Here is a 15,066-nt window from a genome sequence, read left to right on the forward strand (position 1 = left end):
CAGAAGGAAGTGACCTCGTGAGCGACCAGCCCGCAGTGCATCAGACCGCCGAGCACCGGAGCGGCTTCGCCTGCCTGGTGGGCCGCCCCAAGGGCCGTACCGCTGATCAGCGGTACGGCCCCGGTCCTACCTCGCCAGAGTTCTCCTTCGGCAGGAGGTCACGCCAGGTCGGTGACCGGTGCCGCGCCGCACGGGTTGTCGAGCTGGATCACACCGAACGACCAGCCCTTGCGCTTGTAGAGCACCGAGGGGCGCGACGTCTCCTTGTCGATGAACAGGTAGAAGTCGTGGCCCACCATCTCCATCTCGTAGACGGCGTCGTCGAGGGTCATCGGGTCCGCGTGGTGGAGCTTCTGCCGGATCACCACCGGTGAGTCACCGATGGTGGTCTCCACCGAGTCGCCGGGCGCGGACAGCGCTGCCGGGGTGGAGATCTGCGGCTCGGGTGCGTTGGCGGACGCGTTGCCCTCCTCGGTGAGGATCTCGTCGAGGGGCCGGACGTCCACGGGTGCGAGCACCTTGTTGTTCCGGTGGTCCTTGCGGCGGTCGCGGTCGCGGCGCAGTCGCTCGTTGAGCTTGTCGATGGCGAGGTCCAGGGCGCCGAAGCGGTCGTCCGCTGCGGCCTCCGCGCGGATCACCGGACCCTTCGCACGCAGCGTGAGCTCCACTCGCTCACGGTTCTCGGAGAGTCGCGGGTTGTTCTCGTGCGTGACTTCCACGTCCACCCGACGCACGTACGGGGACAGCAGCTCGACCTTCGCGAGCTTCTCCTCTACGTGCTGGCGGAACCGGTCCGCCACGTCCGTGTGCCTGCCGACAACGACAATTTCCATGTGCGTATCTCCGCTCCGGGAATTCTGGGCCACGCCGTCCCTTGCCGGCGGCGCGCGCCCGTCTCTACTCGTCATGGCACCCCCTGCTACCGGTGCCGGGCGCGAACCACCTCCCGTCGCGTATGCCCCGTCAACCTCGGCGGGACTCCGATCCAGCGTGGAACGTTCAGGCTAACTCCGTCCCCTGGGTAACGACAGCCCCAACGGTCAGTGAACAAGAAGACAGAGATCTGTCAGACTTTCAGGTTCTGCTCAGTTACCCCGCAGGTGTTCGGGTGCGGGGGTCGCGCCGGGCCCGGTCTCGTGCGCCGGAGGCGGCGTCGCTGCCAGCACCGTTGCGCCAAGGACGTCGTGTCCGGCATGCTCGAGCGCTCGCTCGACGGCGGCCAGGGTGGCTCCTGTGGTGAGGACGTCGTCCACAAGGATGCATACGGAACTTTCTCCGAGCGCGTACGCCCCGCGTCTCGTCATGCGGACGGCACCCGCGAGGTTGCGTCCGCGCGCCCGTGCGCCGAGACCCACCTGGTCCCGCCCGGTACCCCGGCGGGCGAGGGCGGCCACCAGGCGGGCGCGGACCCCGGCGTCGTGCAGGCCGTGGGTGACCGCACGCGCCAGGACCGCCACGGGCTCGCGGCTCCGTGCCCTGCGTGCCGCCCCGGTCGAGGGCACGGGGACGACGGCGACCGGCGCACCGCCGAGCGCGGTGGTGAGCACCGGGCCGACGTGGGCGGCGGCCCGCCGTAGCGCCGGCGCGAGGAGCCGGTCGAGGTCGGCCCGCCCGCGATCCTTCCAGTGCACGACGACGTCCCGCACCGGTCCGGCGTACGGCGTGAGCGCCCACACGGGCACCGGCGGGACCCCGTCGAGCCGGTCCAGCCGGGGTGCGCCGCGCTCCGCACGGACCGGGGGGCCGGCGAGGAGCGCCGCGCACCTGGCGCACCACCGCACGTCGAGCTCGCCGCACGGGCAGGCGACGGGCAGCAGCAGGCGGACGAGCTCGCGAACGGGTTGCACCCGACCACCCTGCACCTCGCCCCGCTCCCAGGCCGGTTGTCCACATCCCCAAACCCACCCCGACCGCTGAGTGCTGGACATCTGCGCCGTAGGGGCGTCGCGATGCGTAAGTCCCCAGCACTCGACGGGCTGGGCGGGGGAGTGTCAGTGAGGGCGGGCACGATGGTCCTGTGCAACCGATCTCGTTGTCTCTCGACCAGGCTCGCCGGGTGGCTGTCGCGGCGCAGGGCCTGAACCGCCCGCGCGCCGCCGGACCGCGCACCATGCGGCACGTGCAGGGGGTGATCGACCGGCTGGGCCTGCTCCAGATCGACTCGGTGAACGTCCTCGCGCGGGCGCACCTGCTGCCGCTGTTCTCGCGGCTCGGCCCGTACGACACCGGCCTGCTGGACCGGGCCACCGCGTCGGGCAGGTACGCCCGGCGGACGGGCAGGGCGGCCACCGCCGACCGCCGGCTCGTGGAGAGCTGGGCGCACGTGGCCGCCTACGTGCCGCCGAGCACGTGGCCGTTGCTGGCCTTCCGCCGCAGATGGTTCGCCGAGGAGTACGACTGGCGCGAGCTGGACGGCGTACGCCTCCCGGACGCCCCGCAGGTCACCGAGATACGCAACCTGGTGGCGGCCGAGGGGCCGCTCTCGGCGTCCCAGATCCACGACCGGTTCGTGTCCGAGGGCCGGTCGGTGCGCCGCAAGCGCGGCACGTGGTGGGACTGGAGCACCGAGAAGCGCGTGGTGGAGCACCTGTTCTTCACGGGCGAGGTGGTCTCGGCCGGGCGCAACGCGCAGTTCGAGCGGCTGTACGACCTGCCGGAGCGCGTGCTGCCGCCGTCGGCCCTGGGGGAGGTGCCGGAGCTCGAGGCCAAGCGGGCGCTGCTGGAGCTCGGGGCGCGGGCGCACGGTATCGGGGTGGCGCGCTGCATCAAGGACTACTACCGGCTGAAGGGACCCGTGGCGGACCGCGCCCTGGCCGATCTCGTGGAGGAGGGAGTGCTGCTGCCCGCTCGTGTGGCGGGCGGCTCCGAGCAGTGGTTCCTGCACCGCGACGCCGTCCGGCCACGACGGGCCACCGGGCAGGCGCTCCTCGCGCCGTTCGACCCGCTGGTGTGGGAGCGCAAGCGGCTGGAGCGCCTCTTCGGGATGCGGTACCGGATCGGCATCTACACCCCCGCCGCGCAGCGCGTCGACGGGTACTACGTGCTGCCCTTCCTCGAGGACTCGCAGCTCACGGCCCGCGTCGACCTCAAGGCGGACCGGGCCGCCGGGGTGCTGCGGGTGCAGTCCGCGCACGCCGAACCGACGCTGACCGCGGACACCCCGACGCGGCTGGCCGCCGAGCTCCACGAGATGGCGGGGTGGCTGGGGCTGGCGGGTGTATCCGTGCAGGCCAAGGGCACTCTTTCACCCGCTCTGCAGGCTGCGGTGGCCGCTGGCTGAAACATACGCCAACTAAACTCGGCCCATGGGAACCGCTGCGATCTTCCTGCTCGTCACGGTCGCGGCCGGGCTCGGGGCGGTCCTGCTCCGGCTGCCGCCGCTCGTCGGGTTTCTGGTGGCCGGGTTCGGGCTGCACGCCATCGGTCTTGCCGAGCCGGGCTACCTCGGGACCGTCGCCGACCTGGGCGTGACGCTGCTGCTCTTCGGTATCGGGCTCAAGCTCGACGTCAAGACGCTGCTGCGCAAGGACGTGTGGTTCACCACGATGGCGCACCTGGTGGTGAGCATCGCGATCGCGGTCGGGTTCCTCGGCCTGCTGGGGGCTGTCGGGTTCTCGATGCTGGCCGGCGAGGGCCTGGGAGTCCTCGCGCTGCTGGGGCTCGCCCTCTCGTTCTCCTCCACGGTGTTCGTGGTCAAGGTGCTCGACGGCCGCTCCGACCAGTCCGCCCTCTACGGCCGGATCGCGATCGGTGTGCTCGTCATGCAGGACCTGATCGCCGTCGTCTTCCTCTCCGTGTCCTCGGACCACCCGCCCAGCCCCTGGGCGTTCGGCCTCGTGCTGCTGATCCCGGGCGCCTGGGTGCTGCGCAAGGTGTGGTCGAGGGTAGGCCACGGCGAGCTGCAGGCCCTGTTCGGCGTGGCGGTGGCGCTCGGCCCCGGCTACGCGCTGTTCGACGCCGTCGGGCTCAAGGGCGACCTCGGCGCGCTCGTCATGGGCATGCTCCTGGCGGGCCACCCTGCGGCCACCGAGCTGTCGCGCAACCTGTTCACGCTCAAGGAGCTGCTGCTCGTCGGCTTCTTCGTGTCGATCGGCTTCTCCGGCGAGCTCACCTGGGAGGCCGCAGCGATCGGGCTGCTCATGCTGCTCATGCTCCCGCTGCAGGGCATCGTGACGGCGGTGCTGCTGCGCCTGATGCGGCTGCGCAAACGCACGGCGATCCTGTCGGGCCTGGTGCTGGCCAACTACTCCGAGTTCGGCCTGATCGTCGTCGCCGTCGGCTCGCAGACCGGGCTGCTGCACGACGACTGGCTGGTGGTCCTGGCCGTCGCCGTCGCCGGCAGCTTCGTGCTCTCCTCGGCGGTCAACACCCGCGGCAACGAGTACGCGATGGCGCTCGCCAAGCGCTTCCCGTCCAAGCCCAACGAGTGGCTGCACCGTGAGGAGCGGCTCATCGACGTGTCGGGTGCGGAAGCGCTGGTGCTCGGGATGGGGCGCGTCGGCCGCGGCGCCGTCCGGCAGCTGCGCGAGGACTACGGCATGAACGTCGTGGGCGTGGAGCACGACCCGGCGCGCGTCACTTCCCTGCGTGCCGCCGGCTTCACGGTGGTGCAGGCCGACGCCACGGACATCGAGTTCTGGGGCCGGGTGCGCAGCGCCGGTGCCGTCCGGCTGGCGATCCTTGCCATGCCGTTCCACGCCGCCAACCTCATCGCCCTGTCCCAGCTGCGCGCGAGCGGCTTCGAGGGCACCGTCGCCGCCGTCGCGCGGTACGACGACGACGTCGCCGAGCTCGAACGGCACGGCGCCGACGCGGTGTTCCACCTGTACGGCACCGCCGGGCTGGCACTGGCCGACGAGGCCGCCGAGGCCGCGTTCGGCTACGTCGCGGCCGAGCGGATGCGCGACCTCCAGGCGGGACACCGTGGTGATACCGAACCGGTGCCCACGCCCGCCGCCGGACCGGCGACCGGACCTGCGGCCGTGCCGACCACCGGGCCGGAAGCCGAACCCGTCACCGAGCCGGCCGCCGGCGCGGGCACCGGCTGACCGGTCGCCCGTCGCCGGGCCCGAGCGCCGGAACTCAGCGTCCGGCGTCCGGCCCCGTGGCACCGCCGTCGTCCACCTTCAGGAGCTCCGGGTCGACCTTGCCGGTTCGTAGGCCCGCGCTGCCGACCATGTGCGCGGCCACCGGGGAGGTCATCAGCTGGAACACCGCTACCAGCACGAGCACGGTCACCGAGCCGCGGTCCTGCAGCCGGAGCGCGACCCCGGTCAGGAGCAGGAGCATGCCGAGCACCTGTGGCTTGGCGACCACGTGCAGCCGGGCGAGCAGGTTGTCGAACCGCACGACACCGACGCCCGCCGAGAACGAGAAGAAGGCGCCGAGCAGCAGACAGATCGCGGCGGCGACATCGGTCACGACGCTCATGGTGCCTCCTGGTCCGGCGTGTTCTGGCCCGGTGCGTTCCTACCCGGTGCGTCCTGGCCAGGCGGCCCGGCCGTGGCCTCCGGCCCCGTGCCGTCCGGCCGCCGGCCATTGGGCGGCTCGACGGCGGCGAAGCGGGCGACGGCAACGGAGCCGATGAAGCCCACCATCGACAGCACCACGAGGATCGGTACCGACTCGGTGCGACGGGACAGCGCGGCCTCGACCGCTATCGCGCCGACGAGCGCCGTGGTCAGCACGTCGAACGCCACCGAGCGGTCCAGCATCGAGGGACCGCGCTCCATCCGGGCCACGGCGAGCAGGGCGCTCGCGGCGAGCAGCGCCGTGGCGACGATCCCGACGACGAGCATCATGGTTGTCCCTCCTTGCCCGGCGGGGGTACGAGGTGGCCGGACGGGTCGGCCAGGCCGAGCCGGACCAGCTCCGCACGGGTCGCGAAGGCACGCAGCAGGCGCTCCTCGAGGGCTCGCGTCGACTCCCTGACACCTTCTGGACCACTCGAACCGGCGAGGTCGAGCACGTGCAGCCGCAGGATCCCGTCGGACCGGTCGAGGTCGACCACCACCGTGCCCGGCACCATCGACGACAGCCCGGCGGTGGTCGCGATGAACAGGTCCGACGTCGAGCGCAGCGGCACCGTCACCAGCCCGCCCCTTGGTGGTGGGCCTGGCCGGACCGCGGTCCACGCCACCTGGAACGACGCGAGCACGAGGTCGCCGACGAACCGGCCGACGAGGCGGGCCAGCGGGCCGGGGCGCAGCGTCCCGGCCGTACCGACGGACGGCAGCGGGAACGCGAGCGCCACCAGCGCGCCGAGCGCCACCCCGGACAGCACGTTCGCCCAGGACAGGTCACCCCAGAGGAGCACCCAGATCACGGCGCCCACCACCATCGTCGGCCACAGCGCGGCGAGCCGCCGGGCCCGCCGGCGCCACGGCCGCCCGGACTGCTGCTCGGCGACGGTGTCGGTCCTCGTCATGGCGGTCCCTCCTCCCCGTCGTCGGTCACCTCGTTGGACGTGCCGGTGCCACGCGGTGCCCCGTCGGGGAAGACCGCCTCGACGTACGAGCGCGTGTCCAGGGCCAGGTGGGCCGCCCGCGCCGCGTAGTCGTACAGCGGCCCCGCCGCGACGGTGAGGCTCACGCTCACGGCCACGAGCGCCGCCGTCGGCCCGACCATGCCCCAGGGCAGGGGAGACGGGTCCGGCAGCTTCCGGTCGTCGGGAGAGGGCTGCCAGAACGCCTTGTTCCAGGCCCGGACCACCGCGTACAGGGTCAGCAGCGACGTGACCACCGAACCGACCACGAGGGCCCAGGCAAGCCCTGAGCCGTTCAGCACGCCGGCCTCGAGGAGGCCCACCTTGCCCAGGAACCCGGACAGGGGCGGGATGCCCGCGAGGTTCATCGCGGGCACGAAGAACAGGACCGCCAGGCCGGGGGCCAGTGTCGCGAGGCCGCCCAGCCGGTCCAGGGACGTCGTGCCGGTCCGGCGCTCGATGAGCCCGACCACCAGGAACAGAGCCGTCTGCACGGTGATGTGGTGGACCACGTAGAAGATCGCCGCCGCGGTGCTCGCCTGGGTCGCGAGCGCGACGCCGAAGATCATGTAGCCGATGTGGCTGACCAGCGTGAACGAGAGCAGACGTTTCACGTCGTCCTGCGCCACCGCGCCCAGGATGCCGACGAGCATCGTGGCGAGCGCCAGGACGAGGAGCACTGCCTCCAGCACCTCGTTCGGCGGGAAGAGCAGGGTCTGGGTCCGCAGGATGGCGTAGACGCCGACCTTGGTGAGCAGGCCCGCGAACACCGCGGTGACCGGCGCGGGCGCCGTCGGGTAGGAGTCGGGGAGCCAGGCGGACAGCGGGAAGATGGCCGCCTTGATCCCGAACGCGAGCAGCAGCAGGGCCTGGATGCCCAGCCGTACGCCGGGATCGATCTCGGGCAGGCGCTCGGCGAGCTGGGCCATGTTCACGGTGCCCGTCGCGGCGTAGACCAGGCCGACGGCGAGGAGGAACACGATGGAGCTGAGCAGCGCGACGACCACGTAGACGCTGCCCGCCCGGATGCGCTCGCTGGTGCCGCCGAGCGTGAGCAGCACGTACGAGGCGGCGAGCAGTATCTCGAACCCGACGTAGAGGTTGAACAGGTCCCCGGCGAGGAAGGCGTCCGCGACCCCGGCGGCCAGGATCAGGAACGTCGGGTGGAAGATCGCGACGGGCAGGACGTCGCGGCGGCCGGACTCGTCGGCGTCCGGGTCCTGTGCCTCCAGCGCCCTGCGTAGCTCCTCGGCGTCCTTGGAGGCGGGAGCGGTCCGGTCGTCGCGGTCGGCGATGCCCTGCGCCATCGAGTACAGGAGCACGCAGAGCAGCACGACGCTGCTCACGAGCAGCATGAGCGACGCGAGGGGGTCGGCCACCAGGTTGACGCCGACCGGGGCCGCCCAGCCCCCGAGGTCGATCACCACGGGACCGTCCTGCGCCGCGACCACCAGGCCGACGGCGGCGGCCACGACCACCGACAGGGCGACCACCGAGATGATCCGCTGGGCTTTCTCGTACCGGTGCAGCGCCAGGGCCAGGCCCGCCGCGAACAGCGGCACCAGCACCGGCAGCGGCACGAGGGTCTGCACGGTCCACGGGTTCACGCGCCGTCACCTCCACCGCGGGTCCGCGGGCGCACCACGGGGTCGGGGAGCGCCACCTCGTCGCGTGCGGCGTCGGCCTCCTCGTCCAGGGTGGTCCCGGACTCCAGGGCGTCGCTGTCGGCGTACGACGGCGCGTCCTCGACGGCGAGCCGGGCGATACGGGTGTCCTCGAGGTCGTCCTGCACCTCGTCGTGGCCGTGCAGCTGCCAGGAGCGGTAGGCCATGGCCAGCACGAACGCGACCAGCGCGAGCGTGATGACGACGGACGTCAGGATCATCGCCTGCGCCAGCGGGTCGCTCATCGGTTCAGCGGTGTCCGTCCCGGTGATCGGCGGTGCGCCCGCCCGGCCGCCGGCCAGCAGGATCGCGAGGTTGGTCCCGTTCCCCAGCAGCACGAAGCCGAGCAGGACACGCGTCAGCGACCGTTCGAGCAGCAGGTACACCCCCGTCGCGAACAGCACGCCGACGGCGAGGAGCAGCGCGCCGGAGGGGACGTTGTCGAGCACGATCATGCGCGGTCACCCCCGGCACGGTGCCCCGCGCGGCCGTGCGAGCCGACGGTGCGGGAACGCGGTTCGGCCTGCCGGTCCAGCTCGGCGCCGAAGGTGCGCAGGATGTCGATGACCAGGCCGATGACCACGAGGAACACTCCGACATCGAAGAAGAGGCTGGTGACCAGGTGCACGTGGCCCAGCACGGGCAGGTGCAGGTCGAGGATCGTGCTCTCGAGCGCCGCCTGGCCGGCGACCAGCGCGACCAGGCCGACGCCCGCCGACAGGAACAGTCCGGTGCCGAGCACCAGACCGGGGTGCACGGGGGCCGCCTCGCCGAGCTCGTACCGGCCGCCGGCCAGGTAGCGGACGGTCAGCGCCAGCCCGGCGACCAGGCCCGCCGCGAATCCGCCGCCCGGCGAGTTGTGCCCGCTGAACAGCAGGAACAGGGCGAACAGGATCATCGGGTGGAACAGCAGGCGGGTGACCACCTCGAAGAGCATCGACCGCTTGCCCGGGGCGAGCGTGGGGCCCGCGAGCAGCCAGGTGCCCGGCCGTACCTCCTGGGCGCCGGCCCGGGCGGTCCGTTCGCCCGGATCGTCTTCGCCGGGCTCGTCTTCGCCGGGACGGTCGGCGGGTTCGAGGCGCAGCACGGCGCCGCTGCGCTGGCGCAGGAAGACGAGCGAGGCGACGCCGGTGGCCGCGACGAGGAGCACCGAGATCTCGCCGACGGTGTCCCAGGCGCGGATGTCGACGAGGGTGACGTTGACGATGTTGTGCCCGCCGCCGAACGTCTCGGCCTCCTCGGGGAAGTCGACGGACACCGGCAGGTGTACGCGGACGAGCGGCGCCGCCGCGACGAACATCATCACGACCAGGCCGGTGAGCGCGCCGATCGCGAGCCGGACCCAGCGGCTGGCTGCCAGCGGCCGGTCCGAGAAGTACGGGGGCAGACGGCGCAGCACGAGCACCATGACGACGAGCGTCAGGGTCTCGCACAGGATCTGGGTCAGCGCGAGGTCGGGCGCACCGTGCAGCAGGAACAGCGCGGCGTTCCCGTAACCCGCGACGCCGGCGAGGAACACCGCCTTGAGGCGGCGGCGGGCGCGGGCGGCGAGTATCGCGGCCACCACGACCACGAGGACGATGACGAGCTGCGCCGGCCGGTCCCACGGCACCACCACGAACGGTCCGAGGTGGAGGACGTCGTCGCGCCCGGCGGCGTCCGCCACCACGGGCAGCGGCCCGGTCCCGGCCTCACCCACGAGGCCCGCCGCGAGCGCGACCCCCGGGCCGACGGCGAGCACCAGGAGGATGACGCCGAGGTAGAACGGCAGGGAACCGCGCTGGGTGCCCGCGGTGACGTCGCTCGCGAACCTATCCAGCGCGCGCATGAGACGCCGGTAGACGACGTCGGCGCCGTCCGGGAACCACAGTGCCGCCTGCAGCCGCTCGACGCGCTCGCGCTGCCAGAACAACCAGGCGCCCACCAGGAGCACCGCGCCGGTGACCGCGAGGACCGGGGTGAAGCCGTCCCAGAGCGTGAGGTGTCCGGGGTCGCCGACCGGATAGGTGTTCGCGTACGGGCCGAGCAGGTCCTGGCCGACGTGCGGCACGAGCGCCACCGCGAGACCGAGGACGGCGAGGACCAACGGCGGCGCGACCATCCAGAACGGCTGCGGGTGGACGGCGTCCGGCGTTCTGTCCTGCTCGGACTCGCCCTGCTCGGCCCCGGGCCGCTCGGCCCCGGGCCGCTCGGCGCCGGCCGGCAGGCGTGGCTTGAAGGCGCCCCACAGGAACCGGAGCCCGTAGGCCACCGTCAGGGCTGAGCCCACGGCGACCACCGCGATCATGATCGTGCCGAGCAGGTCCCCGTCGTGCGCCCACGCGGCGAGCGCCGCCTCCTTGGCGACGTAGCCGGCGAACGGTGGCAGGCCGATCATCGACGCGGTGGCGAGCGTCGCGGCGAGCGCGGTCACCGGCAGGCGGTGTCCGACCCCCGCAAGCTTGCGCAGGTCGCGGGTACCCGTCGCCGCGTCGACGACACCGACCACCAGGAACAGCGACGCCTTGAACAGGGCGTGGGCGCCCAGCAGGGCCAGCCCGGCGAGCGCAGTCGCCCGGGTTCCGTAGCCGAGCAGCAGCGTGAGCAGCCCGAGCTGGGAGACCGTGCCGAACGCGAGGACGAGCTTGAGGTCGTGCTGGCGCAGCGCGCGGTATCCGCCGAGCAGGAGCGTGGCGCCGCCGAGCACGAGCACCACGGTCCGCCAGGCCGCGAGGTCCGAGAAGGCGGGCGCGAACCGTGCGATCAGGTAGATGCCGGCCTTCACCATCGCGGCGGCGTGGAGGTATGCCGAGACGGGCGTGGGGGCGGCCATCGCGGCGGGCAGCCAGAAGTGCGTGGGTACGAGCGCGGACTTGGTGGCCGCCCCGGCCAGCAGGCAGACCACCGCGACGGTGACCGCAGGGCCCGACGGCGGGTCGGCGATGAGCGCGGAGACGCTCCAGGTCCCGGCGCCGACCCCGAGGATCACGACGCCGACCAGCATCGCCAGGCCACCGGCGGTGGTCACGATCAGCGCCTGCATGGCGGCCCGGCGGGACGACGTGCGGTCCGCGTAGTGGCCGATCAGCAGGTAGGAGAAGACGGTGGTGAGCTCCCAGAACACGAACAGCAGGAGCAGGTCGTCGGCGACCACCAGACCGGCCATCGAGCCGGCGAACGCCACGAGGAAGCCGCTGAACCGGCCGAGGCCGTGGGCCTCGCGGGAGAAGTAGGCGCTGCAGTAGAGCATGACCAGGGTGCCGACGCCGCCGACCACCAGCAGCATCACCCAGGCCAGGAGATCCAGCCGGAGGTCGATCGCGAGCCCGAGTGCCGGGATCCATCGCAGGTGCTCGGTGGGTGCGTCGCCGCCCAGGACCGCGGTGGCCTGCGCGAGCGCGTAGATCGTCGCCCCTGCCGGGCCGAGGGCGAGCACCCAGAAGGCGCGCCGGCCCAGGGCCTTGACGAGGGCTGGGGCGGCGAGAGCCAGGACCCCGTGGGCAAGCAGTACCAGGAGCACGTCCGGGCCGTCCTGTCAGGGCTCGTCGACAGGACGCGTGGCCGGTCTTCCAGGGATCGACCCCGGTCGAGCACGGGACGGCATGCCGCGCGAGCGCGGGCGGGTGGGCGATGTCCGCCACCTTATCCGCTGGTGCGGGACGGGGCCGAAGGGCGGCTGTCCGGAACCCTTCGACGGCCGCGGTCGTTACCCCTGGAGCGAACCCACCGGTCCGCCTTCCGTCTTTGGGCCACAGGCGCAGGTTTACGGCCTACGATGGACGACGGCGAAACTTGACGACGACCTGGGAGAACCCGCGTGTCCATCCTCGACAAGGTCCTACGCATAGGCGAAGGACGTGTCCTGAAGAAGCTGCACAACGTGGCTGAGCAGGTCAACCGCTTGGAGCCCAGCTTCGTCGAGCTGAGCGACACCGAGCTGCGTGAGGAGACCGCACGTTTCCGGGAACGACTGGAGCACGGCGCCACCCTGGACGAGCTCATGCCGGAGGCGTTCGCGGCGATCCGCGAGGCGGCTCACCGCACGCTCGGCCAGCGGCACTTCGACGTACAGATCATGGGTGGTGCGGCGCTGCACCTCGGCAACATCGCCGAGATGCGCACCGGTGAGGGAAAGACGCTGGTGGCGACGACCGCCGCGTACCTCAACGCGCTCTCGGGCGACGGTGTCCACGTGATCACCACCAACGACTACCTGGCCAAGTACCAGGGTGAGCTGATGGGCCGTGTCTTCCGGTTCATGGGCATGACCACCGGGGTGATCCTGTCGGGGCAGACGCCCGCGCAGCGGCGGGAGATGTACGCCGCGGACATCACCTACGGCACGAACAACGAGTTCGGCTTCGACTACCTGCGCGACAACATGGCCTGGTCGGTCGACGACCTGGTGCAGCGCGGGCACAACTTCGCGATCGTCGACGAGGTCGACTCGATCCTCATCGACGAGGCGCGGACGCCGCTGATCATCTCTGGCCCCGCGGCCGGTGACGCGAACCGCTGGTACAACGAGTTCGCCAAGGTGGTGCGGACCCTGCGAGCCAAGAGCGGCGAGGCCGACACGACCGCCCACTACGAGGTCGACGAGAAGAAGCGCACCGTCGGCCTGCTCGAGCCGGGTATCGCGAAGGTCGAGGACTACCTCGGCATCGACAACCTCTACGAGTCCCTCAACACGCCGCTGATCGGGTTCCTGAACAACGCGATCAAGGCGAAGGAGCTGTTCAAGCGCGACAAGGACTACGTCGTGCTGAACGGCGAGGTCATGATCGTCGACGAGCACACGGGCCGCATCCTCGCTGGCCGGCGCTACAACGAGGGCATGCACCAGGCCATCGAGGCCAAGGAGGGGGTGGACATCAAGGCGGAGAACCAGACGCTCGCCACGATCACCCTCCAGAACTACTTCCGCCTGTACGGCAAGCTCTCCGGGATGACCGGTACCGCCGAGACCGAGGCCGCCGAGTTCCAGGGCACGTACAAGCTCGGCGTCGTCCCGATCCCGACGAACAAGTCCCCGCAGCGCATCGACCAGCCCGACCTCGTCTACAAGAACGAGGACGGCAAGTTCAACGCGGTCGTCGCGGACATCGTCGAGCGGCACGCCTACGGTCAGCCGGTTCTCGTGGGTACCACGAGCGTCGAGAAGTCGGAGCTCCTGAGCGCCAAGCTCAAGAAGGCCGGCGTGCCGCACAACGTGCTGAACGCGAAGGAGCACGAGCGCGAAGCCGCCGTCGTCGCGATGGCGGGCCGCAAGGGCGCCGTCACGGTCGCCACGAACATGGCCGGCCGCGGTACGGACATCATGCTCGGCGGCAACGCCGAGTATCTCGCCGTCACCGATCTCGCCGAGCGGGGTCTCGACCCGGTCGAGACGCCGGACGAGTACGAGGCGGCCTGGCCGCAGGCGCTCGAGAAGGCGAAGGAGCTCGTCGCCGCCGAGCACGACGAGGTCAAGGAGGCCGGTGGCCTCTACGTGCTCGGCACGGAGCGCCACGAGTCCCGCCGCATCGACAACCAGCTGCGTGGCCGTTCCGGCCGTCAGGGCGACCCGGGGGAGTCCCGGTTCTACCTGTCGATGCAGGACGACCTGATGCGGTTGTTCAACTCCGGCCTCGCCGAGTCGATGATGAACCGGGCGGGGTTCCCGGACGACATGCCGCTCGAGTCCAAGATGGTCACGCGCGGCATCATGTCCGCACAGGGCCAGGTGGAGTCGCGCAACTTCGAGATCCGCAAGAACGTCCTGAAGTACGACGACGTCCTCTCGCGTCAGCGCAGCGTCATCTACGCCGAGCGCCTGCGCGTGCTCGAGGGTGAGGACCTGCGCGAGCAGGTGCAGCACTTCCTCACGGACACGATCACCGAGTACGTGACCAACGCGACGGCCGACGGCCCCACCGCGGAGCAGTGGGACCTCGACGCCCTGTGGACGGCCCTCAAGGCCGTGTACCCGGTGTCGCTCACGCCCGAGGAGGTCGCAGAGGAGGCCGGCGGTATCGACCGGCTCACCGGCGAGATGCTGCTGGACGAGATCCTGTCCGACGCGCGGGTGGCCTACCAGGCGCGCGAGGAAGAGCTCTCGCCGCCGGCCATGCGCCAGCTCGAGCGCCGCGTGGTGCTGTCGGTCCTTGACCGCAAGTGGCGCGAGCACCTCTACGAGATGGACTACCTCAAGGAGGGCATCGGGCTGCGTGCCATGGCGCAGCGCGACCCGCTCGTCGAGTACCAGCGCGAGGGCTTCCAGCTGTTCCAGGCGATGACCGACGCCATCAAGGAGGAGTCGGTCGGCTTCCTGTTCAACCTCGAGGTCACGGTGCAGCAGCCGGACGCCGAGCAGGCGGCGGAGGGTGGCTCGGAGCTGCCCGCCGCCGGTCCGGTGCCGCCGCGCGGCAGGCTCGGCACGGGTCAGCCCGACGCCCCGCCGACCGCGCAGATCCCCGCGGTGGCGCCGGCGCCCGCACCTGCGCAGGACCGGCCGGGTCAGCTGCCGCCGCCGCGGCAGCGCCGCGCGGCGGGTGCCGCGACGGAGCCGATCCTGCTCGCGAAGGGTCTCGACACCCCGAGCCGTCCGCAGTCGCTGACGTACTCGGCACCGAACGAGGACGGCTCAGGCTCGGCGTTCGTGCAGTCGGCCGACGGCGCCCGTCGTCGTGCGGCTCTGCACGGCGAGGCGACCGCCGCCACGAGCGACGGCCGGACGTTCCCCGGCACGCCGCGCAACGCGCAGTGCCCGTGCGGTTCGGGCAAGAAGTACAAGGTCTGCCACGGGGTCAACGAGGCGTAGCCCACTCAGCGACCCTCCCCGGGGTCTGTCGAAGTAGAGCGGGTGTCCGAGTCTCCCTGGTATCGCCAGGAGTCAGCGGACATCGCGTACGTGCTGCGGTCCGGCACGTCCCACCGCACCCCGCGCGTCGGCATCTC

General features: G+C 71.7%; 11 protein-coding genes. 3 read left to right on the plus strand and 8 right to left on the minus strand.

Features of this window, described 5'->3' with window-relative positions:
- Positions 1–158: 158 nt before the first annotated feature.
- Together raiA and AB0I32_RS26560 are read right to left on the minus strand one after the other, a co-directional pair.
- Positions 159–833 carry a ribosome-associated translation inhibitor RaiA gene (raiA, locus tag AB0I32_RS26555; protein ID WP_357511599.1) on the minus strand — a complete coding sequence of 225 codons (675 nt, stop codon included), beginning with the start codon at positions 831–833 and terminating at the stop codon, positions 159–161.
- 252 nt (positions 834–1,085) lie between these two features.
- Positions 1,086–1,847 (minus strand): ComF family protein, encoded by a 762-nt coding sequence (locus AB0I32_RS26560; RefSeq protein WP_357511601.1) that lies wholly within the window; start codon positions 1,845–1,847, stop codon positions 1,086–1,088.
- A gap of 209 nt (positions 1,848–2,056) precedes the next feature.
- Between AB0I32_RS26560 and AB0I32_RS26565 the strand changes: the two genes are divergently transcribed.
- Both AB0I32_RS26565 and AB0I32_RS26570 read left to right on the plus strand, forming a co-directional pair.
- Positions 2,057–3,280 (plus strand): crosslink repair DNA glycosylase YcaQ family protein, encoded by a 1,224-nt coding sequence (locus AB0I32_RS26565; RefSeq protein ID WP_357511603.1) that lies wholly within the window; start codon positions 2,057–2,059, stop codon positions 3,278–3,280.
- 25 nt (positions 3,281–3,305) lie between these two features.
- Positions 3,306–5,048, plus strand: a complete 1,743-nt coding sequence (locus AB0I32_RS26570) for a cation:proton antiporter family protein (RefSeq protein WP_357511605.1) — start codon at positions 3,306–3,308, stop codon at positions 5,046–5,048.
- A gap of 34 nt (positions 5,049–5,082) precedes the next feature.
- On the opposite strand, the gene mnhG is transcribed toward AB0I32_RS26570, so the two are convergent.
- The 6 genes from mnhG to AB0I32_RS26600 are packed head-to-tail and all read right to left on the minus strand — an operon-like array spanning position 5,083 to position 11,647.
- Entirely contained in the window at positions 5,083–5,430 is a 348-nt protein-coding gene (gene mnhG, locus AB0I32_RS26575) for a monovalent cation/H(+) antiporter subunit G (RefSeq protein ID WP_357511607.1), read from the minus strand.
- The gene (locus tag AB0I32_RS26580; protein ID WP_357511609.1) at positions 5,427–5,801 is read right to left on the minus strand and encodes an MrpF/PhaF family protein; all 375 of its coding nucleotides are present in this window, start codon (positions 5,799–5,801) and stop codon (positions 5,427–5,429) included. Before AB0I32_RS26580 ends, mnhG begins: the two co-directional genes overlap by 4 nt.
- Complete coding sequence (locus AB0I32_RS26585; RefSeq protein WP_357511611.1) at positions 5,798–6,427, minus strand: Na+/H+ antiporter subunit E; 630 nt, start codon at positions 6,425–6,427, stop codon at positions 5,798–5,800. The genes AB0I32_RS26580 and AB0I32_RS26585 overlap by 4 nt, the downstream gene beginning before the upstream one ends.
- Positions 6,424–8,091: a Na+/H+ antiporter subunit D gene (locus tag AB0I32_RS26590; protein WP_357511613.1), complete on the minus strand. Its 1,668-nt coding sequence runs from the start codon at positions 8,089–8,091 to the stop codon at positions 6,424–6,426. Before AB0I32_RS26590 ends, AB0I32_RS26585 begins: the two co-directional genes overlap by 4 nt.
- The gene (locus AB0I32_RS26595; RefSeq protein ID WP_357511615.1) at positions 8,088–8,603 is read right to left on the minus strand and encodes a Na(+)/H(+) antiporter subunit C; all 516 of its coding nucleotides are present in this window, start codon (positions 8,601–8,603) and stop codon (positions 8,088–8,090) included. Before AB0I32_RS26595 ends, AB0I32_RS26590 begins: the two co-directional genes overlap by 4 nt.
- Positions 8,600–11,647, minus strand: a complete 3,048-nt coding sequence (locus tag AB0I32_RS26600; protein ID WP_357511617.1) for a Na+/H+ antiporter subunit A — start codon at positions 11,645–11,647, stop codon at positions 8,600–8,602. The genes AB0I32_RS26595 and AB0I32_RS26600 overlap by 4 nt, the downstream gene beginning before the upstream one ends.
- A gap of 297 nt (positions 11,648–11,944) precedes the next feature.
- Between AB0I32_RS26600 and secA the strand changes: the two genes are divergently transcribed.
- A complete protein-coding gene (secA, locus tag AB0I32_RS26605; RefSeq protein WP_357511619.1) occupies positions 11,945–14,929 on the plus strand; it encodes a preprotein translocase subunit SecA in 2,985 nt (994 codons plus the stop codon).
- Positions 14,930–15,066 lie beyond the last annotated feature (137 nt).

This window comes from Promicromonospora sp. NPDC050249, from assembly GCF_040656015.1.
Classification (GTDB): domain Bacteria; phylum Actinomycetota; class Actinomycetes; order Actinomycetales; family Cellulomonadaceae; genus Promicromonospora.

Bases quoted from the DNA above. Each gene is read 5' to 3' on its own strand.
- AB0I32_RS26595 (WP_357511615.1), bottom strand. From the start codon at position 8,603: ATGATCGTGCTCGACAACGTCCCCTCCGGCGCGCTGCTCCTCGCCGTC.
- AB0I32_RS26580 (WP_357511609.1), bottom strand. From the start codon at position 5,801: ATGATGCTCGTCGTCGGGATCGTCGCCACGGCGCTGCTCGCCGCGAGC.
- AB0I32_RS26585 (WP_357511611.1), bottom strand. From the start codon at position 6,427: ATGACGAGGACCGACACCGTCGCCGAGCAGCAGTCCGGGCGGCCGTGG.
- AB0I32_RS26570 (WP_357511605.1), top strand. From the start codon at position 3,306: ATGGGAACCGCTGCGATCTTCCTGCTCGTCACGGTCGCGGCCGGGCTC.
- raiA (WP_357511599.1), bottom strand. From the start codon at position 833: ATGGAAATTGTCGTTGTCGGCAGGCACACGGACGTGGCGGACCGGTTC.
- mnhG (WP_357511607.1), bottom strand. From the start codon at position 5,430: ATGAGCGTCGTGACCGATGTCGCCGCCGCGATCTGTCTGCTGCTCGGC.